This window comes from Lentzea fradiae, from assembly GCF_900100955.1.
Lineage (GTDB): Bacteria > Actinomycetota > Actinomycetes > Mycobacteriales > Pseudonocardiaceae > Lentzea > Lentzea fradiae.
Map to the genome: position 1 here is coordinate 393,676 of NZ_FNCC01000003.1, position 23,935 is coordinate 417,610.

Genomic DNA, 23,935 nt, shown 5'->3' on the forward strand with positions numbered 1-23,935 from the left:
TCGTGCCGAGGTTCGCCCTGGTCGTGGCGTTGCTGACAGCGCTGGCGGCGTGCACCTCGACCCCGTCGGCGCCCGACCCGGCCCCGGTGCCGGAGTCGAGCGCCCCGCCCGCCGAGGAGAAGCAGGTCCACCTGTCGCTCGGCGACTCCTACGCCACCGGCTACGCGCCGGGCGGCAAGGGCACCAGCTTCGCCCAGCTCGTCGCCGAGGACGCCGGGCTGGACCTCGTCAACCTGGCCTGCGACGGCGCCACGTCCGCCGACCTCGCCGCCAAGCCCGCCTGCGGACCGGCCGCGAACGGCAAGACCCAGCTCGACGCGGCCGTCGAGACGCTCCAGACCGGCAAGGTCAGCCTGGTCACGCTCGTGATCGGCGGCAACGACCTGACGCCGTGCGCGCTCGCGCAGGACCCGGTGGAGTGCGCGACCAGGACCGTGGCCGGCATCCAGACCAACGTCGCGGGCGTGCTGACCGAGCTGCGCGCGGCGGCGCCGGACGTGAAGATCGTCGGGCTGACCTACCCGGACGTGTTCCTCGGCGCGTGGGTGAACCCGTCGTTCCCCAACGGCCAGAACCTCGCCCGCCTGTCCGTGACGATGTTCCAGGACTTCAACACGCGGATCGCGGCCCAGTACGACAAGTTCGGGGTGAGGTTCGCCGACGTCACGGACGCGACCGGCGGTTTCGGCGCGCTCACCGAGCTGACCCAGGACCCCAAGTACGGGCAGATCCCCGGTCCGGTCGCGAAGGTCTGCTCGCTGACGTACTTCTGCGACCGCACGGACGTGCACCCGACGCCGGAGGGCCACCGGGCCATCGCGGACGCCGTCACGGCGGCGCTCCGCTGACTCCGCTCCCCCGGTTGGTGGTCTTCACCCGAACCGGGGCACGATCACGTCCGTACAACCCGAAAGACCCTGTCCTGCGGCCGCCGCAGCTGACAGGCTTCGGAACCGTTGCCGCAGCGAGGAAGTGACGATGACCGTGCTCCCGCACAGCACCGATGCCCTGCACCGGCTCAGCGATGCCGTGGACGGGTTCCTGCGCAGTGAGAAGGAGCTGAACCTCGCGGACCCGGCCGTCAACCCGCTCGTCGGAGGCCGGTTCCGCGCGCTCGGCACACAGATCGGCGCCTGCGTCCTCGCGGGCGTTCCCGAGGAGCAGGTGTCCGCCACCGTCCGGCCCGCGCGCGACGTCCTGGCGCGGTCGCCGCTGCTGCGCGACGAGAACGAGTGGGCCCGCGGCTACCCCAGCGACTTCCGGCTCGTCGAGCACGTCCTCGCGCAGGCCAACGGCGGCGCTCCCGGCACGCTCGGCTGGCACGTCGAGGCCCAGTTGCAGGGGTCGGCGCTGGCCCAGCAGCTGCGCAACCGCGTGGCGCACCAGACGCGGCTGATCGGCGACTGCCTCACCGCGCCCCGCTCGGGTCCGCGGTCGGTCCTGGTGATCGACTCCGGCGCCGCCCCCGACCTGCGCGCCCTGCCGCCCTCGATCCTGCGGCCCGGTGACAGGGTCGTGCTCACCGACGTCGACCCGGACGCGCTGGAGCTGGCGCAGAAGCGGCTCGGCCCGCTCAACGAGGCCACCACGACGGTCCCCGGCAACGTCTTCCGCGCGATCCCCAAGCTCGCCGAGCTAGGCCCGTACGACCTGGTGCTCGCCAACGGCCTGTACGGCTACCTCAACGACCGCGCGGCCGTGCGGCTCACCGAGGCCGTGCTGACCAGGCTGTGCCGCCCCGGGAGCACGTTCTACTTCGCGGGGACGGTGCCCGGCAACGAGTTCCGCTGGCCGTTGGAGCACCTGATGGACTGGTCCGTCGTGGAACGCGACGAGCAGGCCGTGCGCGCGTTGCTGCCGGGTTGTGACGTGTCGACCGGCCACGACCAGACCGGTCTCGCGCTGCTCACGCACGTCCGGGTGCGCTGACCCCGGCGGTCAGCACAGGCCGCGGGCGACCCGCGCGACGAACGCCACGAGCCGCTCGGGCGGGAACCCGTCCGGGTCGGTGAGCACGAGCCGCCCGGACATCTCGGCCAGCGCGAGCATCGCGTGGCCGAGCAGTCCGGCGTCGGGACCGTCCTCCTCCAGCCGTGCGGCGACGAGCTCCTGCACCTGGGCGAGGACGGTCGCGCGCACCAGCTCGACCTCGGCGCGGAACTCGCGGGGCGTGCCCTCGGGCGGCAGCAGCACGAGCCGCCAGCGGTCCGGCGCCTCGACGACGGCGGTCACGAACGCGCGGACGGCGTCGACGAAGGCGTCCTCCGCCGGCCGCGCGTCGTCTTCGCAGCCGGTGGGCAAGGCGGCGAGGACCTGTTGGGTCGCGCGGGCGCCCTCGCGTTCCAGCAGGGCTCCGACCAGCGCGGCGCGGTTCGCGAAGAGGTCGTAGAGCACTGGTTTGGTGACCTCGGCCTGCCGTGCGACGGCCTCCATCGTCACCGCCTCGAAGCCCGCGGGGATGAGGGCCAGCGCGGCGTCCAGCAGCTGCTCGCGGCGCTGCTCCGGCGGCAGGCGGCGGGCGTACTTGCGGCGCGTTGTGCTCACCGGGCCATATTGCTACGGTGGCGTAGCTTTTACAAAGCTACGGCGGCGTAGCAATTGGGCCGAGGAGGAACCGTGCGGGTGCGTTCCGGAGAAGTCGACCTCGCCGTGCAGGTGCGCGGCACGTCCGGACCCGTCGTGCTGCTGGTGCACGGGTACCCCGACACGCACGAGGTGTGGGACCGGGTCGCTCCCCTGCTGGAGCAGGACTTCCGCGTCGTCACCTACGACGTGCGGGGCGCCGGCGCGTCGACCGCCCCGTTCACGGAGGACGGCTATCGGCTCGAACACTTGGCGGCGGACCTGTTCGCGGTGATCGACGCCGTGAGCCCGGACGAACCGGTGCACCTCGTCGGCCACGACTGGGGCTCGATCCAGTCGTGGGAGGCGGCGACCACGCCCGGCGCGCGCATCGCCACGTTCACGTCGATCTCCGGACCGTGCCTCGACCACCTGGCGCACTGGACGCGGCAGGGCCTGTCCGTCGCGCGCGTCCGGCAGTCGCTGAGGTCCTGGTACGTCGCCGCGTTCCACCTGCCCGCCGTCGGGCCGTGGGTGTGGCGGCGGTTCCTGGCCAGGAACTGGGCGACCGTCCTGCGCCGGTCGGAGGGGGTCGTCGTGACGCCCCCGCCGACCCTGGCGGACGACGCGGTGCGCGGCATCTCGTTGTACCGGGCCAACATCCGCCCGGTCATGCGCGCACCGCGCGACCGCGTCGCCACCATGCCGGTCCAGGTCGTCGAGCCGCTCAGGGACCGCTACATCCGCACCGGCCCGCTCGACCTCGAACGCTGGGCGCCGTCACTGCGCCGCGCCCCCGTCGCCGCCGGGCACTGGGCCGTGCTCAGCCACCCGGCCGAGATCGCCCGCCTGGTGCGCAGGTTCATCACGGACCTGACCGACTGATCGCCACGCCGAAGGCTCCGCCCGACTTTGCCCGTCCCACCCACCCGTGTGTCATCCCCCAGCGTCCCCGCCTCCCCCGCGTGACGCGGCTTTAGTACGCGGGGCCCCCGCGTACTGTCCAGGCGAACGAAAGGGCCCCGCGTGCGGCAAGGGAAACGCGAAGGGGAGTCGGGTGCGGGGAGGGGTGTTACGGAGAGTGCTTTCCGGGAGCAGGCTTAGACCTCGGCCGGTTCCCCGCCGAACGCCGCCGCGAGCCGCAGCCACGGCGCGGCCTCCTCGGCCCTGCCCAGCCGCTCCAGGGTGCGGCCGAGCAGCAGGTGCGCGTAGTGCTCGACCGGGTCGCGGTCCACGACCACCCGCAGCACCGCCTCGGCCTTGCCCAGCTGCGCCGAGTGGTAGTACGCGCGGGCCAGCAGCAGGTGGAGGTCCGTCTGGAACGGCACCTCCTCCGCGACATCGGCCAGCAGCGCGGCGGCCTTGGCGTAGTCCCTGGTGCCGAACAGCGCCTTCGCCCGCTCCCACTTGTCGGCCGCGGTCTCCACGTACTCCGCGTCGAACAGGTGCCGGACGGTGACCCAGCGGTCGGCCGCCACCTCCCCGTTCGGCTGGTAGGCGTTGAAGTTGTTGTCCATCGAACCTCCCTTCCGGCCACTGCAACGCCAGGGAGCCCGCGTTATTCCAGCAGCGGCAACGGCTCGAACCGGCGAACGACGACCACGCAGTGCGCATCTGCTCCGCGACGTCGTCGGTGTCCGCCGTGACCTCGCCGAGCACCGCCGCCGACCACGGGCGCGAACGGGATCACCTTGTGCGCGGCCTGTCCCCACCGCCCCGCGAACTGCCCGATCTTCGCCATCACCTCGCCCCCGGCCATCGGCAGCACCGCGGGTTCCACTGTGGACAGATCGGCGACCGCGGGCCGCAAGCCGGGCTCGGCGTCGCACACCGCCGCGATGTCGGCGGCCGGCTCCGGCGTGAAGAACGTGCCGCGGCACCGAGCCCGTCCATGCCGAACATCCCGGCCTGAGGCGGCGGCGGGCCGAACACCGACACGTCCCGCACGCCCGCACCGGGTGGGGCGCGGCGAACCGCAGCTCACCGACCGGGGGCGCGGCGAACGGGATGCCGCGGAAGACCGCGACCCCCTCCTCCACCGCGCCGCGCACCGTTCCGGCACCGACCCGCGCTTCGACCATGCGCGGATGGTCGTCCGGCCCGCCCGCGGGCGCCAGGCATTTTCGGCCGGACGCCCGGCGCGGCCTCAGTTCCCCGCGGCCAGCCAGTCCGCGAGGCTCGTCGGCTGCGGCGAGGCTCCCTCGCCGGGCACCAGCTGCCTGCCGGTCAGCGGCGTGCCGAAGTACCGGGCCTCCGGGTCGCCCACCACCTCGCGCTCGTCCCCGCGGTGCGCCAGCACGGTCCTGACCCAGCCGTCCATCGTGAGCTCCTCCGGCCCGCCGATCTCCAGCACGCCGCCGACCGGCTCGGTCGCGGCGGTCCTGGCCACCACCGCGGCCACGTCGGACGCCGCGATCGGCTGCACGCCGCCGTGCGGGAGGCGCACGGTGCCCGCCTCGGTCGCCGAGTTCGCGATGGCTCCCGCGAACTCGAAGAACTGGGTGGCGCGGACGATCGAGTACGTCAGGCCGGACTCGGCGACGAGCTTCTCCTGCGCCGCCTTCGCGCGCAGGTAGCCGGACTCGGGCAGCTCGTCCGCGCCGACGACGGACAGCGCGACGTAGTGGCCGACGCCCGCCTCCGCTGCGGCACGGGTCAGGTTGGTGGTGGCGGCGGTGAAGAAGCTCATCACGTCGTCGTCGGCGAACGACGGCGAGTTCGACACGTCGACCAGCACGTCGGCGCCCTCCAGCACCTCCTTGACGCCCTCGCCGGTCACCGTGTCCACGCCGCTGGCGGGCGAGGCGGGCACGGCGTCGTGGCCGTGCTCACCGAGCAGCCGCACGACCTGCCTGCCGATCAACCCGGTGCCGCCGATGACAACGATCCTCATGGGTCAGTTCCTCTCGTGAACCCGCCCGTCGCGGGTGTTCACGAGCTAGGACAGGACAGCCCCGCCGGTTGTGACAGCCCTATCGGAACGCGTGCAGCTTCTCCGGGTTGACCAGCCACATCACCTGGTCGATGCCGTCGGCGGACGCCGTCACGGTGATCACGGCGTAGGTGCCGGAGCCGTTGCGCAGCCGGACGGCGGCCTGACCGTTCGCCTCCACGTACGAGGCGTCCGCGCCGGCCCAGAACCCCGGCGCCCAGGCCGCGAAGATCCGCGCCACCGCCGCCGCGCCGACCAGCGGACGGCCCGCCGCCCGCACCTTGCCGTCGCTGTCGGAGTAGCTCACGACGTCCTGCGCGAACAGCCGCTCCAGCGCCGCGAGGTCACCCACCTGCGCCGCCGCGACGAACGCCTCCAGCAGCCTGCGCTGGTCGGCCCGTTCGACCGGGGCGCGGCGCTCGTCGGCCAGGTGCTTGCGCGCCCGGCTGACCAGCTGCCGTGCGGCGGCCTCGCTGGTCCGGACGATCTCGGCGATCTCCTTGTACGGGTAGTCGAACGCCTCCCGCAGCACGTACGCGGCCCGTTCGGTCGGCGTGAGCTTCTCCAGCAGCAGCAACACCGCGAGCTCCAGCACCGCGCCCCGTTCCGCGCCGAGCTGCGGGTCCGCAGCGGTGTCGACGGGCTCGGGCAGCCACGGGCCGACGTAGGTCTCGCGGCGCGCCCGTGCGGTCTGCGACGCGTTGATCGCGAGCCGGGTGACGGCCGTCGCCAGGTACGCCTCGGGGTTGCGCACGGCGGCGCGGTCCGCGGCCTGCCAGCGCAGCCACACCTCCTGCACCAGGTCCTCGGCGTCGGCGACACCGCCGGTCATCCGGTAGGCGATGCCGAACAACCTCGGCCGGACCGCCGCGAACACCGACTCGGCCTGGTCGGGAGAGATCATGGCGTCCACCGTAGCGACCGCGGCGGAATCCGCGTGCGCGACGCGGGTCCGACCCCGCAGACTGACGCCGTGACGACCAGGCCGGAGCCGCCCCTGACCGGCGGCGAACGCGAGACGCTGCGCGCGTTCCTCGACTTCCACCGCTCCACCCTCGCGATGAAGTGCGAGGGGCTGTCCGACGACGAGCTGCGCCGGCGCTCCATGCCGCCCTCCACGCTCACGCTGCTCGGCCTGGTCCGGCACATGGCCGAGGTCGAGCGCACCTGGTTCCGCAAGGTCATCAACGGCGAGGACCTGCCGCTGGTGTGGTCGGACGACGGTGACTACCAGGTCGCCTACGACGCCTCCGGGTCGAGCAGGGCGGAGGCGTTCGAGGCGTGGCAGGCCGAGGTGGAGCACTCCCGCCGCATCGAGCGCGAGGCCGAGTCGCTCGACATGACCGGCTACCAGCCGCGCTGGGAGGCGGAGGTGTCGCTCCGGCTGGTCCTGCACCACCTGTGTCACGAGTACGCGCGGCACAACGGTCACGCGGACTTCCTGCGCGAGGGGATCGACGGCGTCACCGGCGCGTGAGGACGGTCCTAAGTGGACCGGAGCGGCCCCGTGGCTTCGATCCGGCGGCGCCGGGTACCCCCTCACGACGCCGCCCTAGTCCCGAGGGCGGCCCGGCCAGGAGGTGACCGTGCTCTTCCACGTGCGCATGGACGTGGCGCTGCCCCACGACCTCGACCCCCACCGGCGGACCGAGCTGCTCCACGCCGAGCGCGACAGGCTGCTGGAGCTGCAGAAGATGGGCGTCTGGACGCACCTGTGGCAGGTGGTCGGGCAGTACGGGGCGATCGGGATCCTCGACGTGCCGACCAACGACGAGCTGCACGCGTTCCTGTCGTCGTTGCCGTTGTGGGAGTTCATGCGGGTCGAGGTCACGCCGCTGGCCACGCATTCGTCCGACCAGGACGCCCAGCCCTGATTTACCGCTGTCTAACCGGCGCGGCCCACGGTGGGGCATGCGCAAAGTCATGTTGATCCTGCCCGCCGTGCTGCTGTCCGCTCTCGCCGCGACCGGCACCGCCCAGGCCGAGTCGGCGCCGTCCTGCCCCGGCACGGTCCAGATCGGGGCCACCGCCTACATCCAGAAGAACGGCACGACCATCGCCTCGGTCAAGCAGTTCAAGGGCTGCGGCAAGAACTGGGCCTACACCTACGTCTGGGACTCGCACGCCTCGAAGCCCGGCAGCTTCTCCTCCAGCGCCGCGATGGTCATCAGCGGCAAGCGCGACTACGGCAGCAACGTCAACGGCACCAACAAGCAGGACGTCTGGTCCAAGGGCACCGACTCGCTCACCAAGTGCACCCGCGCGTACGGCGAGGTGTGGGGCGACGGCAACGTCTACTGGGCGCAGACCGGCGAACGCTGCTGACCTCCGGGCTAGGAACCGAACCGGCGCCGCGCCTCTTCGATCTCGTCGAGGTACCGCGAGGTCCACGCGCACATCGCGTCCACGGTGGCCCGCAGCGCCTGTCCCGGCTCGGTCAGCGTGTAGTCGACGCGGGGAGGCACGGTCGGGTGCACGACGCGGTGCACCAGGCCGTTGCGCTCCAGCAGGCGCAGGTTCTGGGTCAGCATCTTGTGGCTGATGCCGTCGACCTCGGTCTTCAGCTCGGTGAAGCGCTTGGTCGAGTCGCCGATAGTCTCGACGATCAGCAGCGCCCACTTGTTCGCGATGTCGGAGAAGATCTCGCGCGCCAGCGAGTCGGCCCGCGCGAGGTCTCCCCGCTTCCGGTCCGGCAACGCCGCGTCCCTGCTGAGCTGCTTGCTCACCTTCTGGTTCCTCACTCACGAAAAAGTGCGTTCTTCCAGGTCGTTGCTCACTCTCCTATGGTTACCGAGTAACCGCAAGAGAGGAACACCCCATCATGTCCGTCACCCTCATCAACGCCGAGGGCCTGCCGCAGGTCGACATCTACCACCACGTGGCGGTGACGACCGGCTCGAAGACGGTCTACCTGGCGGGCCAGGTCGACTGGACCGGTGCGGCCGACCTCGCCACGCAGGTCGAGAACGCCTACGTCAACGTGCACACCGCCCTGAAGGCGGCAGGCGCGTCGTTCCAGGACCTCGCACGGGTCAGGGTCTACGTCGTCGACTGGACGCCCGACAAGATGCCCGAGCTGCTCAAGGGCATGGAGAACGCGATGGCGCGCGTCGGCGAGACCGCACAGCCGCCCGCCACGCTGATCGGCGTCGCCGCGCTCGACGTGCCGGAGCACCTGGTCGAGATCGAGGCCGTCGCCTCGATCGACTGACCCACCGTGCGCGGCTGGTTCACCGGGCACAGCTGATTTACCGGCGGCTAACCGGGACGGCGCAGGCTCCTCGCAGGACGAGAGGGGAGCACCATGCGCAAGATCCTGGCCGCGGGCGCCATCGCGGCCGCGGTGGCAAGCCTGCTGGGCACCGGCACCGCCCAGGCCGAGACGAACCCCGCCTGCCCGAGTGCCAAGCAGATCGGGTCGACGGTGTACGTCAAGAACTACGACGAGACCGTCGCATCGGTGAAGCAGTACGCGGGCTGCGGCAAGAACTACTCCTACGTCTACGTGTGGGACTCGTGGCTCTCCAGCCGCGGCAGGGACTTCGTCCTCACCACGTACATCGAGTCCGGTGGCCTGACGTACGGCTACAAGACCGGTTCACGTGGACAGCGCGAGCTGTGGTCGAACGCCGCCAACACGATCGACAGGTGCACGCGCGCCTACGGCGAGGTCAACGGGTCGAGCTACTTCCTGTTCGCGAAGACCGGCCAGCGCTGCTGAGCCACGAGCCCGTCCGGCACCCAGCCGGGCGGGCTCACTCGCGCATGCTGATGAACAACGCGAGCGCCGCCGACAGCGCGATGCCGATCCCGACGACGAGCTGGTTCAGCCAGACGACCGCGGTGCCGCCGTCCTCGCGCAGCAGCGCCACGACGACCAGCCACAACGCCAGGCCGATCGTGAGCTGGCGCAGCAACGGCACGTCCAGCGGGGCCATCGCCCGCACCATGCCGAGCAGCATGATGACGACGGCCAGTCCCATCGACACCCAGTACGGCCGGAAGGCGTGCGCGGAGGCGCCGAAGTGCAGGACCGGGGGTGCGGCGACCAGCCACACGCCCGCCAGGAAGGCGGCGACGCCGGCCCGGCTCTCGACAGTTCGTCCGTGGATGTCCCGCACGCGAACGATTCTCGCCTCTCGTCCTTCCGCGGGGAACACCCGGTTCGTTCCGATCCTCTTACGCCTAGTGTTTTAGCCCGTGATCGACCAGTCCAGCACCCGCGACGCCTACGACGCCGTCGCCGGCATCTACGCCGAGCTGTTCAGCGACGTTCTCCGCACCTTGCCGGTGGAACGCGCGTTCCTGGGCGCGTTCGCCGAACTGGTGGACGGGCCGGTGGCCGACCTCGGCTGCGGTCCCGGGCACATCACCGCTCACCTGAGCGACCTCGGCCTGGACGCGTTCGGGGTCGACCTGTCCCCCGAGATGGTCGCACTGGCCCGCCGCGCCCACCCGGACCTGCGGTTCGACGAGGGCACGATGACCGCGCTCGACCTCGCGGACGGCTCGGTGGGCGGGATTCTCTCGTCGTACTCGCTGATCCACACGCCGCCGTCCGACCTGCCGCTGGTGTTCGCCGAGTTCCACCGGGTGCTCGCGCCGGGCGGGCACGCGGTGCTCGGCTTCTTCGCGGGTGACGACCCGGAGCCCGAGCCGTTCGACCACAAGGTCGCGCTCGCCTACCGCTGGTCGCCCGACGCGCTCATGGGCTTGATGGGGCAGGCGGGTTTCCGCGAGGTCGCCAGGGTGCGCCGCGAGCCGCACGAGGGCGAGCGGCCGTTCCAGCACGTGCACCTGCTGGTGTGCAAGGACGGTGGAGATGCCGTGCAGATCCCGTGAAGATCTGCCGGTAGGGCTCTGGAACCGTTCTACCGTCGGGCATGGACACCGTGGACGTGCTCGTCGTCGGAGCCGGGCTGGCCGGTCTGAACACCGCGCGGCTGCTCGCCGACGCCGGTCTCGACGTGGCCGTGTGCGAGCGCAGGACGAGCCTGGAGACCGGCATCCGCACCACCGGCATCTTCGTCCGGCGCACCCTGGAGGACTACGAGCTGCCGCACCTCGGCCCGGCGGTGCGCCGCGTGCTGCTCTACCCGCCCTCGCACGAGAAGCCCGTCGAGCTGGTGAGCACGCGCGACGAGTTCCGGGTGGGCGACATGGCCGCCATCTACGCCCAGGCCGTCCGGGACGCCGAACGCGCCGGTGCTCAGGTGCGCCTGAACGCCGGTTATCCGGGGAAGGCGACACGGGCGCGGTTCACGATCGGCGCGGACGGCGCCCGTTCCACTGTCGCGCGCAGGCTCGGTCTCGACGTGAACCGGCGGCTGATCACCGGGATCGAGGAGGTCTACCCGGTCAGGACGGGGTCGGCGCCGGCGTTCCACTGCGTCGTCGACCCGCGGCTCGCACCCGGTTACATCGCCTGGGTCATCGACGACGGCGAGCACGCGCACGTGGGGCTCGCGGGCCGCGCCGACCGGTTCACCGCGCCGCTTCCCCAGCTGCTGACACGTTTCCGCGGCAGCTTCCCCGTCCCGGAGCCCGCCGGGCCCGTGCGGCGGCGCGGCGGACCGATCCCGGTCGGTGGCCTGCTGCGGCGGATCGTGTCGCCGCGGGGCCTGCTGGTCGGCGACGCGGCGGGAGCGGTCTCACCGCTGACGGCGGGCGGGCTCGACCCGTGCATGCGGATGTCCGAGCTGGCGGCCTCGGTGACCTTCGACTACCTGCGCAGCGGCAACAGGCACGTGCTGGAGCACTACGACGGCGCGGCGTTGCGGCGCCGCTACCTCCTCCGTTCCCAGCTGCGGCGCGGGCTGTCGCTCGTTCGCGGTCCGGGCATCGCCGAGCTGGCGTTCGGCCTGCTGCGGACTCCTCCCGGGCAGGCAGTGGCGAAGAAGATCCTGTTCACCTGACCGGCCGGGGCGCGGCGGACGCCCCGGCCGGCGCTTCACGGCGTCCAGGGCGAGCTGACGGCCCAGCTCACGTCCTGGTTGTAGGAGCTGGGGTTGTCGTACGCGTGCGCGCCGCCGTTCGAGGCGACCCACACCTCCTCCGAGTAGTGCCGGATGCTGGTCCCGAGCTCGTTGAACGACTCCAGCCGGACGCCGCCGGTGCCCGGCTGGGCGCAGAACGTGGCGTCCCGCCGGAAGATGTCCGTGTTGTCGTTCGCCCCCAGCTGCACGCGGAAGTTCGCGTGCCGCAGGAACCGGCCTGGCAGGTTGCGCGACTCGAACGAGTAGCAGGTCGGCTCGGCCAGCCCGCGCCGGACGACGAACGTCGCGTCCGCCTTGGTCAGGGCGTCGCTCGCGCTCGTCACGACGTCCGTGCGCGCCAGGGAGTCGCGGTGCCGCAGGTAGCGGTCCGTGAACCCCGGCGTGGTCACCCGCAGCGACCTGGCTTGGTCCAGCGGCAGTTCCGCGCCACTGCGCCACAACGCGACGCCGATCGCCCACGTCGTGTCGGCCGCGAAGGAGTTCGCGGTGTCCCACGGGTTCGGGCCGCCCGACCGTGCCAAGTAGACGTTCGAGTTGTAGTGCCGCACGAACGCCCCGCGCTGGTTGTAGGACTCCAGCGCCGTGCCGCCCGCCCCTTCACGCGGGCAGAACGTGGCGTCGGCGCGGAACAGCGCACTGCCGTCGTTGGCGTCCTTGCGGACCACGGAGTTGCTGTGCCGCAGGAACTGCCCGGCGAAGTTGCGCGACTCGAACGACAGGCAGGACGCGTCGGCGAGCCCGGGACGCACCAGGTAGGTGGCGTCCAACCGGCCCAGGTCGTCACCGATCACGTCGGTGCGCGTCGTGCCGTTCGCGTGCCGCAGGTAGCGGTTCGTGTAGCCGCTCGTGGTAACGCGCAACGACACCACCTCGTCCGGTCCGACCGCCGTGCCGCGCGCGATGGCGAGCACCTTGAGGTTCGCGTCCCGCACCCGTGACTCGGTCATCTTCAGGATGCGCCGGTCGTAGGTGTAGAAGCCGTTGACCTCGTTCTCCACGTCGTACGGCTCGGTGTAGACCGACGCCGACAGCCCGCGGGTGTGGACCATCCGCGCGACCTGCTTCGCGACCTCCTCGTACCTCTTGGTCAGCGACTGCTCGTCCGGGTATAGGTCGCCGTACGCGAACCCCGCGCCCGGCTGGTACTCGTGCCCGGCGATCCGCCGTCCGAGACCGCCGAACTCGCCCAGCACAGCGATCCGGTTGCCGTCGGGAGTCCTGGTCGCCGTCGTGATCTGGTAGTGGTGGTCGTCGATCACGTCGCCGTTGCCGGGATCGGGGTCCGACACGCAGCAGTTCGCGCCGGAGTTGTGGTTGACCAGCCGGGTGTTGTCGAGCGACCGCACCAGGTTCACGATCCTGGCCGCGTCGTACTCGCCCCAGCCCTCGTTGAACGGCACCCACTGCACGATCGACGTGATGCCCTTGAGCTGGTCGATCATCCGGCGCAGCTCGGACTCGAAGTTCGCGTGCGAGCTCGGCGCCTCGTCCACCGCGTCGACGGACGGCATGTCCTGCCACACCATGAGCCCGAGCCGGTCCGCGTGGTAGAACCAGCGCGCCGGCTCGACCTTGATGTGCTTGCGGACCATGTTGAACCCCAGCGCCTTCTGGCGTTCCAGGTCGAACCGCAGCGCCTCGTCCGTCGGGGCGGTGTAGAGGCCGTCCGGCCAGTAGCCCTGGTCGAGCGTGCCCTGCTGGAAGACGAACTTCCCGTTCAGCAACGGCCGCATGACGCCGCCGACCATCGCCTTGCCGAGCGAGCGCATGCCGAAGTAGCCGGTGACGGCGTCACCGCTGCCGAGCGTGACGCGCAGGTCGTAGAGGAACGGGTCGTCCGGCGACCACAGCCGGGCGTTCGGGACGGGCACCCGCAACGAGGTTCCGGTGGTGCCGGTCTGCCTGCCGACGACCTGGCCGCCGCTGCGCACCTCCGCCGTGACGCTCTGGCCCGCGGTGCCCTGCACGACCAGGTCGAGCGCGCCCGCGGGCACGTTCGGCGTGGTGTCGAGGCGCGTGATGTGCGCGCTGCGCACGGGTTCCAGCCACACGGTCTGCCAGATCCCCGACGCGGCGGTGTACCAGATGCCGCTGGGGTTCCTGCGCTGCTTGCCGATCGGGTACCGGCTGCCGTCGATCGGCGAGCTGACGCCGACGACGATCTCGTTCGTGCCCGCGACGAGCGCGGAGGTGATGTCGAACGAGAACGCGTCGAAGCCGCCGGTGTGGGTGCCGACCTGCCTGCCGTTGACCCAGACCCGCGTCTCCCAGGTCACGGCGCCGAAGTTGAGCTTCACGTTCCGCCCGTTCCACGACGACGGAACGGTGAACGTGCGGCGGTAGAACATGTTGTCCTCGTGCCGCTTGATGCCCGACAGAGCGGACTCGACCGGGTAAGGCACGAGGACGCCTTCGGCCAGTGGCCTGCCGATCGGCGGGGTGGACAGGTTGGGAGCGCCCGCGAACTCCCACACACCGTTGAGGTTCTGCCACTCGGTGCGCTGGAGCTGCGGGCGCGGGTACTCGGGCAACGCGTTGGTGGGCGACACCTGGGAAGTCCAGGGTGTCGTCAGCGGAGGGGCCTTGGGGACCCACTCCACCGCGTGTGCCGCTGTCGGCGTGATGACCGTCGTCGTGATGAGGATGCCGACCAATACGCCCAGGACGCGTCTGGTCATGGTGCTCCTATCTCCGGAGTATTCGTTGCAGGACTACGACGATGAGCAGGAACACGCCGCTCACCACCGACTGGTAGTTGCTGTCGAGCGTGCCGATCTGGTTGATGACGTTCTGGATGACCTTGATCAGGCCGACGCCGATCACGGTGCCGAGCACCGTGCCCATGCCGCCGGTGAGCAGAGTGCCGCCGATCACGACCACCGCGATGGCGTCGAGCTCGAGGCCGACGCCGATGACCGTGACGCCCGACTGCAGGTAGGCCGCGGTCAGGGCGCCCGCGAGACCCGCGAGCGTGCCGCTCATCGTGTAGACGAGGACCTTGGTCCTGGCGATCGGGACGCCCATGAGGATCGCCGACTGCTCGGCGCCGCCGGTCGCGAACACGTTCTGGCCGAAGCCGGTGCGGTTCAGGACCGCCCCGCCGACGACGCAGAGCACGGCCGCGATGAAGATCGGGTAGCCGAACCCGGACACCGTGCCGCGGCCCAGCTCGACGAACGCGCTGTCCGCCGGGATCTGGTACGTGGTGGCGCCCTCGTCGGTGATGACCAGCAGCAGGCCGCGCGCGAACAGCAGCGACGCCAGGGTGACGATGAACGGCGCCATGTTCGTGCGGGCGATGAGCAGCCCGTTGACGAGCCCGATGAGCCCGCAGACCACCAGCGGCAGCACCAACGCCACCAGGAACCCGTACTGCGAGCCCCAGGCCGCGAGCACGCCGCCCAGCGCGTAGACCGAGCCCACGGACAGGTCGATGCCGCCCGTGATGATCACGAACGTCATGCCGAGCGCGATCACCACCAGGAACGCGCCCTGCAACGCGAGGTCGCGCATGTTGTCGATGCTGCCGAAGCGCGGGAACACCAGCCACGACACCGCGACCATGAGCACCAGCGCCACCGCGGCGCCCTGGCGTTGCAGGACCTTCGTCCGCGCCGCCGTCTTCTGCACGACCGTCGGCCGTTCCGCGGTCATCATCGGCGCTCCCGTGCCACGTAGACGGCTGCGATGATGATCGCGGCCTGGATCATCTGCGCGATCGAGTCCGGCAGGTTGTGCTTGATCAGCGTGGCCCGCACGAGCTGCATGAGGACCACGCCGAACACCGTGCCCAGCACCCGGACCTTGCCGCCGGTGAGCGGCGTGCCGCCGACGACCACCGCGGTGATCGCGGACAGCTCCATGAGCAGCCCCATGTCCGCGGGGTCGCTCGCGCCCAGCCGCGAGGTGGCGAGGACACCGGCCACCGCCGCGAGCGCGCCGCTGAGGGCGTAGACGCCGATCAGCACCCGGTTGACCGGCAGCCCGGCCAGGGTGGCGGCCTTGCGGTTGCCACCGACGGCGACGACCTGGCGGCCGAACGTCGTGCGGTTCATCAGCGCGGCCACCACCAGCGCCAGCAGGCCCGCGATCAGCACGCTGATCGGGACGCCCGCCACGCTGTCGGTGCCGAGCGCGAGGAACGCCGGGTCGTGCAGCTGCACGAGCTGCCCGTCCGCGATCACCAGCGCCAGGCCCCTGCCGCCGACCAGCAGTGCCAGCGTGGCGACGATCGGCTGGATGCCGACCCGTGCGACGAGGAAACCGTTGAAGGCTCCCGCGAGCACGCCGACGACGAGTGCCATCACGATCGCCATGAACGGTCCCGCGCCCAGGTAGAGCGGGATGATCGCCGCGGCCATCGCCATGACGGCACCCACGCTCAGGTCGACGCCCTCGGTGCCGATCACGAGCGCCATGCCGAGCGCGACGATCAGGACCGGCGCGGCCTGCACGAGCTGGGTGGTGAAGTTGCCGACCGTCAGGAAGTTGGCGGTGAACAGGACGTTGAACAGCAGCAGGACACCGACGGCGACGTAGACACCGTTGTCCTGCAGCCAGCGCGTCCTCGCCGCTGTTCTAGTCGCTGCCGTCGCTGTCCGCGTCATCCCTCACCTCCGCGGCGATCGCCGCGAGCACGTGCTCGCGGGTCAGCTGGTCACCTTCGAGCTCGCCCGCGACGGTGCCGTCCCGCAGGACGACGAGCCGGTCGGCGCCGTCGAGCAGCTCGTCCAGCTCGGAGCTGATCAGCAGCACCGCCAGGCCCTCCCGCGCCAGCTCGTCGATCAGCGCCTGCACCTCCGCCTTGGCGCCGACGTCGATGCCGCGCGTCGGTTCGTCGAGCAGCAGGATCTTCGGCTCCGTGCACAGCCACCTGGCCAGCAGCACCTTCTGCTGGTTGCCGCCGGACAGCTCCGCGACCTTCTGCTCGGGGCTGGACACCTTGATGCGCAGCCGTGTCACGAAGGTGTCGACGATCCGGTCCTGCCTGGCCCTGCTGGTGATGCCGAACCTGCTCAGCCGCGGCAGCGCGGCCAGCACGATGTTCTCCCGCACCGAGAGGTTCGGGATGATCCCCTCCGTCTTGCGGTCCTCGGCGAGCATGCTGATGCCCGCCCTGGTGGACCCCTTGACGCTGTGCGGCACCGGTTGTCCCGCGACGAGCACGGTGCCGCCGTCGAGCGGCAGCGCGCCGATGATCGCCTTCGCGGTCTCCGTGCGGCCGGAGCCGAGCAGCCCGGCGAGGCCCACCACCTCACCGGGCCGGATCGAGACGCTGACCCCGTCGATGCGCGGCCTGCTGGTCAGCCCGACGGCTTCGAGCACCGGCTGGGCACCGGCGTGGTGGCCCTCGCCGAACGCCGTGGTGCCGTGCTTGCGGATCTCGTTGACCGACCGGCCCAGCATCAGCGACACCAGCTCGATGCGGGGCAGGTCAGCCAGTGGTCCACTGTGGACGTTGCGGCCGTCCCGCAGCACCGTGACGGTGTCACAGATCCGATACAGCTCGTCCATCCGGTGGCTGACGTAGATGATCGCGATCCCGGCCTCGTGCAACCGGTCCACGACCCCGAGCAGCGTCTCCACCTCGCGGGGTTCGAGCGACGACGTCGGCTCGTCCATGATCACGACGTCCGCGTCCGCCGCGACCGCCCTGGCGAGCGCGACCATCTGCTGCTCGCCGACGGCGAGCGTGCCGAGCGGGGCGCGCACGTCCGCCGTGATGCCGTAGCCCTTGAGGATCTCGGCCGCCTCCGCGTCGCGGCGGGCGCGGTCGATCAGCCCGAACCGCGTGCGCGGCTCCCTGCCGAGGAAGAGGTTCGCGGACACGCTCATCAGCGGGACGAGGTTGACCTCCTGGTAGATCGTGGAGATCCGCCCGTTCCGCCCGACCCTGCCGGAGTCCGGGGTGTGGATGCCGGTCAGGACCTTGATGAGCGTCGACTTGCCCGCGCCGTTCTCCCCGACCAGCGCGTGGACCTCACCCCGGTGGAGGGTGAAGTCCACCTCGCTGAGCGCACGGACGCCGGCGAAGGTCTTCGTGACGCCGGCGACCTCGATCACCGGGTCAGTAGGCATTGGCCAGCTTCTGCGCGGCGTTCGCGGAGTCGTACTCGTCGTCGGAGATCACGATGGTGTTCGGGATCTCGTCGCCCTTGCCGAACTTCTCCAGCGTGTCGAACGCGAGCGGGCCGAAGCGCGGGTTGGACTCGATGACGGCGTTGTAGCTGCCGTCCGCGATCAGCTGCACGGCCGTGCGCGTGCCGTCGATGGAGACGACCTTGACGTCCTTGCCCGGCTGCTTGCCCGCGGCCTTGAGCGCGGTGACGGCGCCGACGCCCATCTCGTCGTTCTCGGCGTAGACGGCGGTGATGTCCGGGTTGCTCTGGATGAGCTGCTCCATCACGGCCTGGCCCTTGGACCTGTCGAACTCGCCGGTCTGCTCGGCGACGACCGTCAGGCCGGGCGTGCCCGCGATGCCGTCCTTGAAGCCCTTGGTGCGGTCGACGGTCACGTTGTTGCCGGAGGCGCCGAGCAGGATGGCGACCTTGCCGGTCCCGCCGGTGGCCTTGATCATCTGCTCGGCGGCGCGCTTGCCCTGCTCGACGAAGTCGGAGCCGATGAACGTCAGGTAGTCGGTGCACGGCTTCGACGTGACCTTGCGGTCGATCGTCACGACCGGCACCTGCTTGGCCTTGGCCGCGTCGAACGCGGGCTGCAGGCCGTCGGAGTTGAGCGGCGCCACGATCAGCAGCTTCGCCCCGCGGTCGATCAGCGACTTGATGTCGCTGATCTGCTTGTTCAGGTCGCTCTGCGCGTTGGTGTAGAGCAGCTCGGCCCCGCGCTTGGCCGCCTCGTCCCTGATCGACTGGGTCTCGGCGGTCCGGAACGGGTTGGCCTCCTTCTCCGACTGGGAGAAGCCGACGACCGCCCCCTTCAGGTCGACCTGCGGGTACCCGGTCGTGCCGCGCGCGCAGCCGGGCCCCGCGCTCTGGTCCGCCGCGGCGCTCGCGGCAGGACCACCGTTCGTAGTGGTCTGTTCGGTCTCTCTCGCGGTGCAGCCGGTCACGAGCAGGGCGGCAGCGGCGATGAGCAGGATGCGAGACATCTTTGGCTCCTACACGGGCTGTGCGTGGTGGCGCTCTCGGGCGCTAGATTTGCATCGTTGTTCCAACGATGTAAAGCCCCAAGTCCGTCCCGGTACAATTCCCGGTATTTTCTGGAGGCACTCTTGGCCACGCTGAAGGACGTCGCCCGGCTGGCGGGCGTGTCGGTGAAGACCGTGTCGAACGTGGTCAACGGCTACTCGTTCGTCAAACCGGACAACCGCCGCCGCGTCGAGGAGGCGCTGGAGGCGACCGGGTACCGCCCCAACCTCGGCGCGCGAAACCTGCGCCGCGGCCGGACGGGCTTCATCGCGCTGGTCCTGCCCGAGCTGTCGATCCCCTACTTCGCCGAGCTGGCGGGCCTGGTGATCACGGCGGCGCAGGAGCACGAGTGGAACGTGCTCATCGAGCAGACCTTCGGCACGCTGGCCGGTGAACGCGCCGCGCTCGCGTCACTGGGCCCGCACCTCGTCGACGCCGCCATCCTGAGCCCCGAGGCCCTGCTGGTGGACGACTTCCAGCTGAGCGTCCCCGCCGTCCTGCTCGGCGAGCACGCCGTGGACGTGCCGATCTCGCGGGTCGGCATCGACAACGTGGCCGCCGCGCGGACCGCCGTGCGCCACCTGATCTCGCTGGGCCGCACCCGCATCGCCGCCATCGGCGCCCACCCCCACCGGGGCACCGCGGCCCTGCGCCTGGAGGGCTACCGCACCGCGCTGGCCGAGGCGTCCCTGCCGTTCTCCGGCGACCTGGTCGTGCCGGCGCTGAACTACCACCGCGCGGACGGCGCGGCGGCCATGCGGTCGTTGCTGGACATGCCCACCCCGCCGGACGCCGTGTTCTGCTTCAACGACCTGCTCGCGATCGGCGCGATGCGCACGGCGGCGGAACGGTCCCTGCGGGTGCCCGGCGACCTCGCCGTCGTCGGGTTCGACAACAACGAGGAGAGCGTCTACAGCTCGCCGTCCCTGACGTCGGTGGCCCCGGACAAGGGAGCGATCGCCAGGGCCGCGGTCGACCTGCTGCACCGGCGGGTGGAGTCGCCGGACGACGCCCTGGAGGACGTCGAGACGCCGTTCTCGTTGCTGGTCAGGGAGAGCACCGTCGCCGGGTGATCAGGGTGTGGTGAAGGCGTCGTAGGCGGCCTGGTCGAACAGCACGAACCTGACCAGGTCGAGCTCCGCGCCCTCGACGGCCCTCCGCGCGATCTTCGCGGCGTCGGCGACCGGCCAGCGGTAGACGCCGGTCGAGATGGCCGGGAAGGCGATGCTCCGCGCCCCCAGCTCCGCGGCCACCGCCAGCGAGTTGCGGTGGCAGTCGGCGAGGAGCTCGGACCGGTCCTCGGTGGCGGACCAGACCGGGCCCACGGTGTGCACGACCCAGCGGGCCTTCAACCTGCCCGCGGTCGTGGCGACGGCCTGCCCCACCGGCAGACCGCCGCCGTGGTGGCCCGCCCGCAGCTTCCGGCACTCGGCCAGGATCTCGGGGCCACCCTTGCGGTGGATGGCGCCGTCCACTCCCCCGCCGCCGAGCAACGACGAGTTGGCGGCGTTGACGATCACGTCCACGTCCTGCTCGGTGATGTCGCCGAGGACGTACTCGATGGTGGCCACGTCCCCGATGAGATCACGCCAGCGGGCAGGTCCGCACGTCGTGCGGCCGTGCCAGCGTCGCCGAGGCCGGTGGCGCCACCCCGTCGAGCCACCGCTCCAGCGCCACGAACGCCGACCGGTGGCACGGCGCGAGCGGCCGCAACCGGTCCGGGTACACGTCGACCAGCCCGTCCACGTGCGTGCCCTGCTCGACCCGGTAGTACCGGTGCAGCCGGTCCGGCGTCATGGCCGCGTACACGTCCGAGTCCTGGCTGATGGGCAGCAGCACGTCGTACGTCCCGTGCACGGTGATCAGCGGCCGTTTCACCTTGCCGGTCAGGTCGATCCGCGACACGAGCGGCCCGGCGATGCGGCGCCGGGCGGCGTATGAGTAGTCCGCGTCGCAGAGCGCGGTTCCCGGTGCGCAGAACGGGATGCCCGCCTCCAGCGCTCCGTCGAAGCCGGGATCGACCTCCTCGCGGTAGATCCGCTGGGTCAGGTCCCAGTAGTAGCGGTAGTGGTAGTCCCACAGGAACTCCGTGCCCGCGGGAAAACCCGCCTTCACCATCTGTTCGTGCGCACCGGGTTCACCCTGGAGGTAGGCCGGATATGCCCGGAGCGCGGGTGGCAGGAACGTCAGCGGGTTCGGGCCGTCGACCGTCCACAGTGTCCCTTCCCAGTCCACGCCGCCGTCGTAGAGGTGCGGGCGGTTCTCCAGCTGCCAGCGCACGAGGTAGCCGCCGTTGGAGATGCCGGTGGCGATCGTGCGGTTCGGCGAACGGCCATACCTTTGCCGCACAACGGACTTGGCCGCGAGGGTGAGCTGGGTGAAGCGGTGGTTCCACTCCTCCATCGCACGGCCGTCGCGGTAGAACTGCGCGCCGGTGTTGCCCTTGTCCGTCGCGGCGAAGGCGTAGCCGCGGGACAGCACCCAGTCGGAGATGGCGCGGTCGTTGGCGTACTGCTCCCGCACACCCGGCGAACCGGTGACGACCAGACCGCCGTTCCACCGGTCCGGGAGCCGCACGACGAACTGCGAGTCGTGCCAGCCGTGGTTGGTGTTGGTGCGCGAGGTGTCCGGGAAGTACCCGTCGATCTGGATGCCGGCCACCGGGTCCGGCACGGGCAGCGCGGCACTGGTGAGCCCCGCCCAGTCGGCCGGGTCGGTGTGCCCGGTCGCCGTCGTGCCGGTGGTGGTGAGGTCGGCGAGGCGGGCGAGCTGCTGGTGTTCGGCGCCGGGGACCGTCATCGTCCCGGCGGGCGGGGTCAGTGCGAGCACGAGGACCAGCGGGAGCAACATAGCCGGTCAAGCTAGCGACGGCCGCCCCGCGGCGACATGGCCGTCTCCCACACAAGACCGGCCTTGACCGTGGTGAACCCGAACAGGTCGAGCACGCGCCGCACCTGCGGCTGGGCGTTGACCAGGTCGAACGTCCTGCCGGTGTGGTGCGTGGCGAACAGCAGGAGCAACAGGCTGCGCAGCCCGCTCGCGGCCAGGAACGTCACGTCGGTGAGGTCCACCACCACCTCGTCGACGGCGGGGTCGGTGATGCCCGGCAACACGGAGGCGAAGAACATCTCGCAGGTGGTCACGTCCATCTCACCCCGGCACACGGCCACGAACCGGTTGCCGGACCGGTACGTCCGCACGGTGAACGGGCTCGTCTCACAAGCGGTCATCGCGGAACCTCGCATCGGCGCATCCCTCACTGCACCTCACCGCGAACCCGTGCGATAGCAGCACGAACGAACCCGATACCACGAAAGCGAAAAGCGTCAGCCCGACCACAGCGTTCGCGACGGCGGCACCCCGTACGCGGCACGATAGTGAGCGGCGAACACGCTCGGCCGCGCATAACCCCACCGCGCGGCGATCTCCGTGACTGACCCGTTCGCAGCAAGCAGGTCGGTATGAGCGCACGACATCCGGACGCTCCGCAAGTAGGCCATCGGTGTCGTGTCCAGGTGCCGCCGGAACGCCAACTGGATCGCCCGGATGGAGACACGGGCAGCACGCGCGATATCCGCCGCCGTGATGTCCATAGCCGCGTTGCTCTCGATGAACATGATGGCACGCCTCAAGGTCCGAGGATGCGCGTCGCTGCGATCCCACACCTTCGACCGCGAGACGGTGGCGTGCGGAAACGTGGCCAGCGTCGTGGCCACCAGCAGACGCGTCGCGTTGGCCAGCACCAGCGAGTTCCCCGCGAACGCGGGCAAGATCCCGTCACGCAGGTGGAGCGACGTAGCCCGCCACACAGCGGCGGCCCGCGCCGAGACAGGCCGGCAGCCGACAAATCGCACGTCGTCGACGACCTCGTCCACCACGGCTTGGCCGAACACCACGATCGACGCGTGCAGGTTCCCGGTCACAGCGGTGAACGGCCGCCCCGGCGGAGCCGCCAGGAACGCGTCACCACCCCGCACGAACCGGTCCTCCCCGTCGGAGGAGTACACGACCCGGCCGCAAGCCAGCTGCCCGAAGATGTACCCGTCACTCGGCTCGCAGTCGGCCTCGAACCCGATCCGGCAGTCCAGCTCGTCGAACCGGACGGCTCCGAGGGTCCGGGAGGCGAGCCGCAGGGACGCGCGCCGGCCCGTGCTGCTCAACCTCAGCTTGGCGTAGGCCGCGGACAACACCTCGTGCGCCGCGTCCAGGTCCCGCACTTCGACGACCTGCTCCACCCCAGCACGATGCTTGATCGGCCCCGCGGTTGTCCATCGCCAGGAAGGTGACTTCCCGGCGGGAGCGGCCCCGGTGGACACCGGAGGCCGCCGCGCGAGCTCCTCGCACAGGTCGAGGAGCTCGCGCTTTCAGCGTGGCGTCAAGACATCAGGCCCGCACGATCGAGGCGAGAGCCGTGTGTCCCTGCACGTTCGGGTGCAGCACCGCCTCCAAGCCCTCCTGGCCCGGCGACAGCGCGTCGAACCCGCGCAGGAACGGCGTGCCCGCCTCGCAGAGCGCGTGGCCCGCGAACACGTCCGGGTTGTCGAACGGGCTGGCGTACGTCGCGTGCACGCCCTGGCCGCGGACGTTCTCCACGGCGGAACGCAGGGCGGCGTCGATGCCGTCGGTCACCCTGTTGCCCTCGACGCGTTCCTGCGCCGTGACGAGGCCGTCGCCGCAGATGGCGTCGAGGGCGACGCCGGGCGGGTTCGGCGAGTCGGAGAGCTGGCGGCCGTAGCCGACGAGGACGATCTGCGCCTCCGGGCTGCGCGTGCCGATCTCGGTGAGCAGGCCGGTGACGTTGCTCGTCATCTGCGGCAGCTTCGCCAGGATCGCCTCGGTGGGTGCTCCGGTGCAGTCGCCGAGCACGCACGCCACACCGTAGGAGGCGTAGTCGATGTCGTTGGTGCCCACGGTGAGCAGCACCAGCTTCGTGTCGGACTTGAGGGCGTCGAGCTGGGCCGGCTGGCCCTTGAACGGCACCGCCATGTCGGACGTCGCGGCACCGCTGCAACTCACGTTCGTGAGCGATGCGAGCCTGCCCTCGGCGCGCAGGCGTGCTGCCACCTGTTCACCGTAGGAGTTGTTGCTGCGCCAGCAGTTTCCCGCGGTTCCCTCCTGGTAGTCGCCTGCTCCCGTGCCCGATGCGTAGGAGTCGCCCAGCACCACGACCGAGGTCGGGTACGAAGCCTGTGCCGGTGACGCGATCCCCAAAGCGGCCACGACGGCCGCCAGCACTCCAATGGATCTTTTCACGGAATAGTTCCCCTTGTTGATGTTGCGCCCGGACCACCATGGTG

28 protein-coding genes and 1 pseudogene are annotated in these 23,935 nt (G+C 70.9%); 11 read left to right on the top strand and 18 right to left on the bottom strand.

Annotated features, from left to right (window positions below; all coding sequences use genetic code 11):
- Window positions 1–2: 2 nt before the first annotated feature.
- On the top strand, window positions 3–848 hold the full coding sequence (locus BLT23_RS08980) for an SGNH/GDSL hydrolase family protein (protein WP_090047473.1): 846 nt from the start codon (window positions 3–5) through the stop codon (window positions 846–848).
- A gap of 130 nt (window positions 849–978) precedes the next feature.
- The gene (locus BLT23_RS08985) at window positions 979–1,929 is read left to right on the top strand and encodes a class I SAM-dependent methyltransferase (protein WP_090047475.1); all 951 of its coding nucleotides are present in this window, start codon (window positions 979–981) and stop codon (window positions 1,927–1,929) included.
- Window positions 1,930–1,938: 9 nt separating this feature from the next.
- Here BLT23_RS08985 and BLT23_RS08990 read toward each other — a convergent pair whose 3' ends face one another.
- Window positions 1,939–2,544 carry a TetR/AcrR family transcriptional regulator gene (locus tag BLT23_RS08990; protein ID WP_090047478.1) on the bottom strand — a complete coding sequence of 202 codons (606 nt, stop codon included), beginning with the start codon at window positions 2,542–2,544 and terminating at the stop codon, window positions 1,939–1,941.
- 78 nt (window positions 2,545–2,622) lie between these two features.
- Here BLT23_RS08990 and BLT23_RS08995 point away from each other — a divergent pair, with 78 nt between their 5' ends.
- Complete coding sequence (locus tag BLT23_RS08995; protein ID WP_218133685.1) at window positions 2,623–3,447, top strand: alpha/beta fold hydrolase; 825 nt, start codon at window positions 2,623–2,625, stop codon at window positions 3,445–3,447.
- Between the two features lie 215 nt (window positions 3,448–3,662).
- On the opposite strand, the gene BLT23_RS09000 is transcribed toward BLT23_RS08995, so the two are convergent.
- The 5 genes and pseudogenes from BLT23_RS09000 to BLT23_RS09015 form a co-directional block, all read right to left on the bottom strand.
- Window positions 3,663–4,079, bottom strand: coding sequence for a tetratricopeptide repeat protein (locus BLT23_RS09000; RefSeq protein ID WP_090047482.1), 417 nt, complete (start codon window positions 4,077–4,079; stop codon window positions 3,663–3,665).
- Window positions 4,080–4,120: 41 nt separating this feature from the next.
- A complete protein-coding gene (locus tag BLT23_RS41275; RefSeq protein ID WP_218133707.1) occupies window positions 4,121–4,393 on the bottom strand; it encodes a hypothetical protein in 273 nt (90 codons plus the stop codon).
- Between the two features lie 178 nt (window positions 4,394–4,571).
- Window positions 4,572–4,643: pseudogene (locus BLT23_RS41580) on the bottom strand (hypothetical protein); the annotation flags it as partial.
- A gap of 65 nt (window positions 4,644–4,708) precedes the next feature.
- Entirely contained in the window at window positions 4,709–5,455 is a 747-nt protein-coding gene (locus BLT23_RS09010) for an SDR family oxidoreductase (RefSeq protein WP_090047486.1), read from the bottom strand.
- Window positions 5,456–5,534: 79 nt separating this feature from the next.
- Window positions 5,535–6,398, bottom strand: a complete 864-nt coding sequence (locus tag BLT23_RS09015) for an RNA polymerase sigma-70 factor (protein WP_090047856.1) — start codon at window positions 6,396–6,398, stop codon at window positions 5,535–5,537.
- Window positions 6,399–6,467: 69 nt separating this feature from the next.
- On the opposite strand from BLT23_RS09015, the gene BLT23_RS09020 reads away from it, so the two are divergent.
- The 3 genes from BLT23_RS09020 to BLT23_RS09030 all read left to right on the top strand — a co-directional run bounded on the left by BLT23_RS09020 (window position 6,468) and on the right by BLT23_RS09030 (window position 7,819).
- Window positions 6,468–6,971: a DinB family protein gene (locus BLT23_RS09020; protein WP_090047858.1), complete on the top strand. Its 504-nt coding sequence runs from the start codon at window positions 6,468–6,470 to the stop codon at window positions 6,969–6,971.
- Window positions 6,972–7,080: 109 nt separating this feature from the next.
- Window positions 7,081–7,368 (top strand): muconolactone Delta-isomerase, encoded by a 288-nt coding sequence (locus tag BLT23_RS09025; protein ID WP_090047860.1) that lies wholly within the window; start codon window positions 7,081–7,083, stop codon window positions 7,366–7,368.
- Window positions 7,369–7,405: 37 nt separating this feature from the next.
- On the top strand, window positions 7,406–7,819 hold the full coding sequence (locus BLT23_RS09030; RefSeq protein ID WP_090047488.1) for a hypothetical protein: 414 nt from the start codon (window positions 7,406–7,408) through the stop codon (window positions 7,817–7,819).
- A gap of 8 nt (window positions 7,820–7,827) precedes the next feature.
- Here the strand turns inward: BLT23_RS09030 and BLT23_RS09035 are convergent, their stop codons facing one another.
- Window positions 7,828–8,220 carry a winged helix-turn-helix transcriptional regulator gene (locus tag BLT23_RS09035; RefSeq protein ID WP_245743838.1) on the bottom strand — a complete coding sequence of 131 codons (393 nt, stop codon included), beginning with the start codon at window positions 8,218–8,220 and terminating at the stop codon, window positions 7,828–7,830.
- 95 nt (window positions 8,221–8,315) lie between these two features.
- On the opposite strand from BLT23_RS09035, the gene BLT23_RS09040 reads away from it, so the two are divergent.
- Window positions 8,316–8,705: a RidA family protein gene (locus BLT23_RS09040; protein ID WP_090047490.1), complete on the top strand. Its 390-nt coding sequence runs from the start codon at window positions 8,316–8,318 to the stop codon at window positions 8,703–8,705.
- 93 nt (window positions 8,706–8,798) lie between these two features.
- Entirely contained in the window at window positions 8,799–9,215 is a 417-nt protein-coding gene (locus tag BLT23_RS09045) for a hypothetical protein (protein ID WP_090047492.1), read from the top strand.
- Window positions 9,216–9,249: 34 nt separating this feature from the next.
- On the opposite strand, the gene BLT23_RS09050 is transcribed toward BLT23_RS09045, so the two are convergent.
- Window positions 9,250–9,615, bottom strand: coding sequence for a hypothetical protein (locus BLT23_RS09050; protein ID WP_090047494.1), 366 nt, complete (start codon window positions 9,613–9,615; stop codon window positions 9,250–9,252).
- A 79-nt stretch (window positions 9,616–9,694) separates the two neighbouring features.
- On the opposite strand from BLT23_RS09050, the gene BLT23_RS09055 reads away from it, so the two are divergent.
- Window positions 9,695–10,336 (top strand): class I SAM-dependent methyltransferase, encoded by a 642-nt coding sequence (locus tag BLT23_RS09055; RefSeq protein WP_090047496.1) that lies wholly within the window; start codon window positions 9,695–9,697, stop codon window positions 10,334–10,336.
- A 41-nt stretch (window positions 10,337–10,377) separates the two neighbouring features.
- Window positions 10,378–11,409 (top strand): FAD-dependent oxidoreductase, encoded by a 1,032-nt coding sequence (locus tag BLT23_RS09060; RefSeq protein WP_090047498.1) that lies wholly within the window; start codon window positions 10,378–10,380, stop codon window positions 11,407–11,409.
- A gap of 35 nt (window positions 11,410–11,444) precedes the next feature.
- Here BLT23_RS09060 and BLT23_RS09065 read toward each other — a convergent pair whose 3' ends face one another.
- The 5 genes from BLT23_RS09065 to BLT23_RS09085 are packed head-to-tail and all read right to left on the bottom strand — an operon-like array spanning window position 11,445 to window position 18,598.
- Window positions 11,445–14,168 carry an AbfB domain-containing protein gene (locus tag BLT23_RS09065; protein WP_090047500.1) on the bottom strand — a complete coding sequence of 908 codons (2,724 nt, stop codon included), beginning with the start codon at window positions 14,166–14,168 and terminating at the stop codon, window positions 11,445–11,447.
- A 7-nt stretch (window positions 14,169–14,175) separates the two neighbouring features.
- Window positions 14,176–15,144, bottom strand: a complete 969-nt coding sequence (locus BLT23_RS09070; RefSeq protein ID WP_090047502.1) for an ABC transporter permease — start codon at window positions 15,142–15,144, stop codon at window positions 14,176–14,178.
- The gene (locus tag BLT23_RS09075) at window positions 15,144–16,097 is read right to left on the bottom strand and encodes an ABC transporter permease (protein ID WP_090047505.1); all 954 of its coding nucleotides are present in this window, start codon (window positions 16,095–16,097) and stop codon (window positions 15,144–15,146) included. The genes BLT23_RS09070 and BLT23_RS09075 overlap by 1 nt, the downstream gene beginning before the upstream one ends.
- Window positions 16,069–17,568: a sugar ABC transporter ATP-binding protein gene (locus BLT23_RS09080; protein ID WP_090047507.1), complete on the bottom strand. Its 1,500-nt coding sequence runs from the start codon at window positions 17,566–17,568 to the stop codon at window positions 16,069–16,071. The genes BLT23_RS09075 and BLT23_RS09080 overlap by 29 nt, the downstream gene beginning before the upstream one ends.
- Window positions 17,558–18,598 (bottom strand): ABC transporter substrate-binding protein, encoded by a 1,041-nt coding sequence (locus BLT23_RS09085; RefSeq protein WP_090047509.1) that lies wholly within the window; start codon window positions 18,596–18,598, stop codon window positions 17,558–17,560. Before BLT23_RS09085 ends, BLT23_RS09080 begins: the two co-directional genes overlap by 11 nt.
- A gap of 123 nt (window positions 18,599–18,721) precedes the next feature.
- Between BLT23_RS09085 and BLT23_RS09090 the strand changes: the two genes are divergently transcribed.
- Complete coding sequence (locus tag BLT23_RS09090) at window positions 18,722–19,711, top strand: LacI family DNA-binding transcriptional regulator (RefSeq protein WP_090047511.1); 990 nt, start codon at window positions 18,722–18,724, stop codon at window positions 19,709–19,711.
- Here the strand turns inward: BLT23_RS09090 and BLT23_RS09095 are convergent, their stop codons facing one another.
- From BLT23_RS09095 to BLT23_RS09115, 5 genes are all read right to left on the bottom strand, one after another.
- Window positions 19,712–20,209 carry an O-acetyl-ADP-ribose deacetylase gene (locus BLT23_RS09095; RefSeq protein WP_090047513.1) on the bottom strand — a complete coding sequence of 166 codons (498 nt, stop codon included), beginning with the start codon at window positions 20,207–20,209 and terminating at the stop codon, window positions 19,712–19,714. It abuts the gene before it with no gap.
- Between the two features lie 13 nt (window positions 20,210–20,222).
- Window positions 20,223–21,488, bottom strand: coding sequence for a prolyl oligopeptidase family serine peptidase (locus BLT23_RS09100; RefSeq protein ID WP_090047516.1), 1,266 nt, complete (start codon window positions 21,486–21,488; stop codon window positions 20,223–20,225).
- Window positions 21,489–21,499: 11 nt separating this feature from the next.
- Window positions 21,500–21,868, bottom strand: a complete 369-nt coding sequence (locus BLT23_RS09105; protein WP_176946658.1) for an STAS domain-containing protein — start codon at window positions 21,866–21,868, stop codon at window positions 21,500–21,502.
- Between the two features lie 96 nt (window positions 21,869–21,964).
- Window positions 21,965–22,873, bottom strand: a complete 909-nt coding sequence (locus tag BLT23_RS09110) for a helix-turn-helix transcriptional regulator (protein WP_090047520.1) — start codon at window positions 22,871–22,873, stop codon at window positions 21,965–21,967.
- 148 nt (window positions 22,874–23,021) lie between these two features.
- Window positions 23,022–23,891 carry an SGNH/GDSL hydrolase family protein gene (locus tag BLT23_RS09115; RefSeq protein ID WP_176946659.1) on the bottom strand — a complete coding sequence of 290 codons (870 nt, stop codon included), beginning with the start codon at window positions 23,889–23,891 and terminating at the stop codon, window positions 23,022–23,024.
- Window positions 23,892–23,935: the final 44 nt, after the last annotated feature.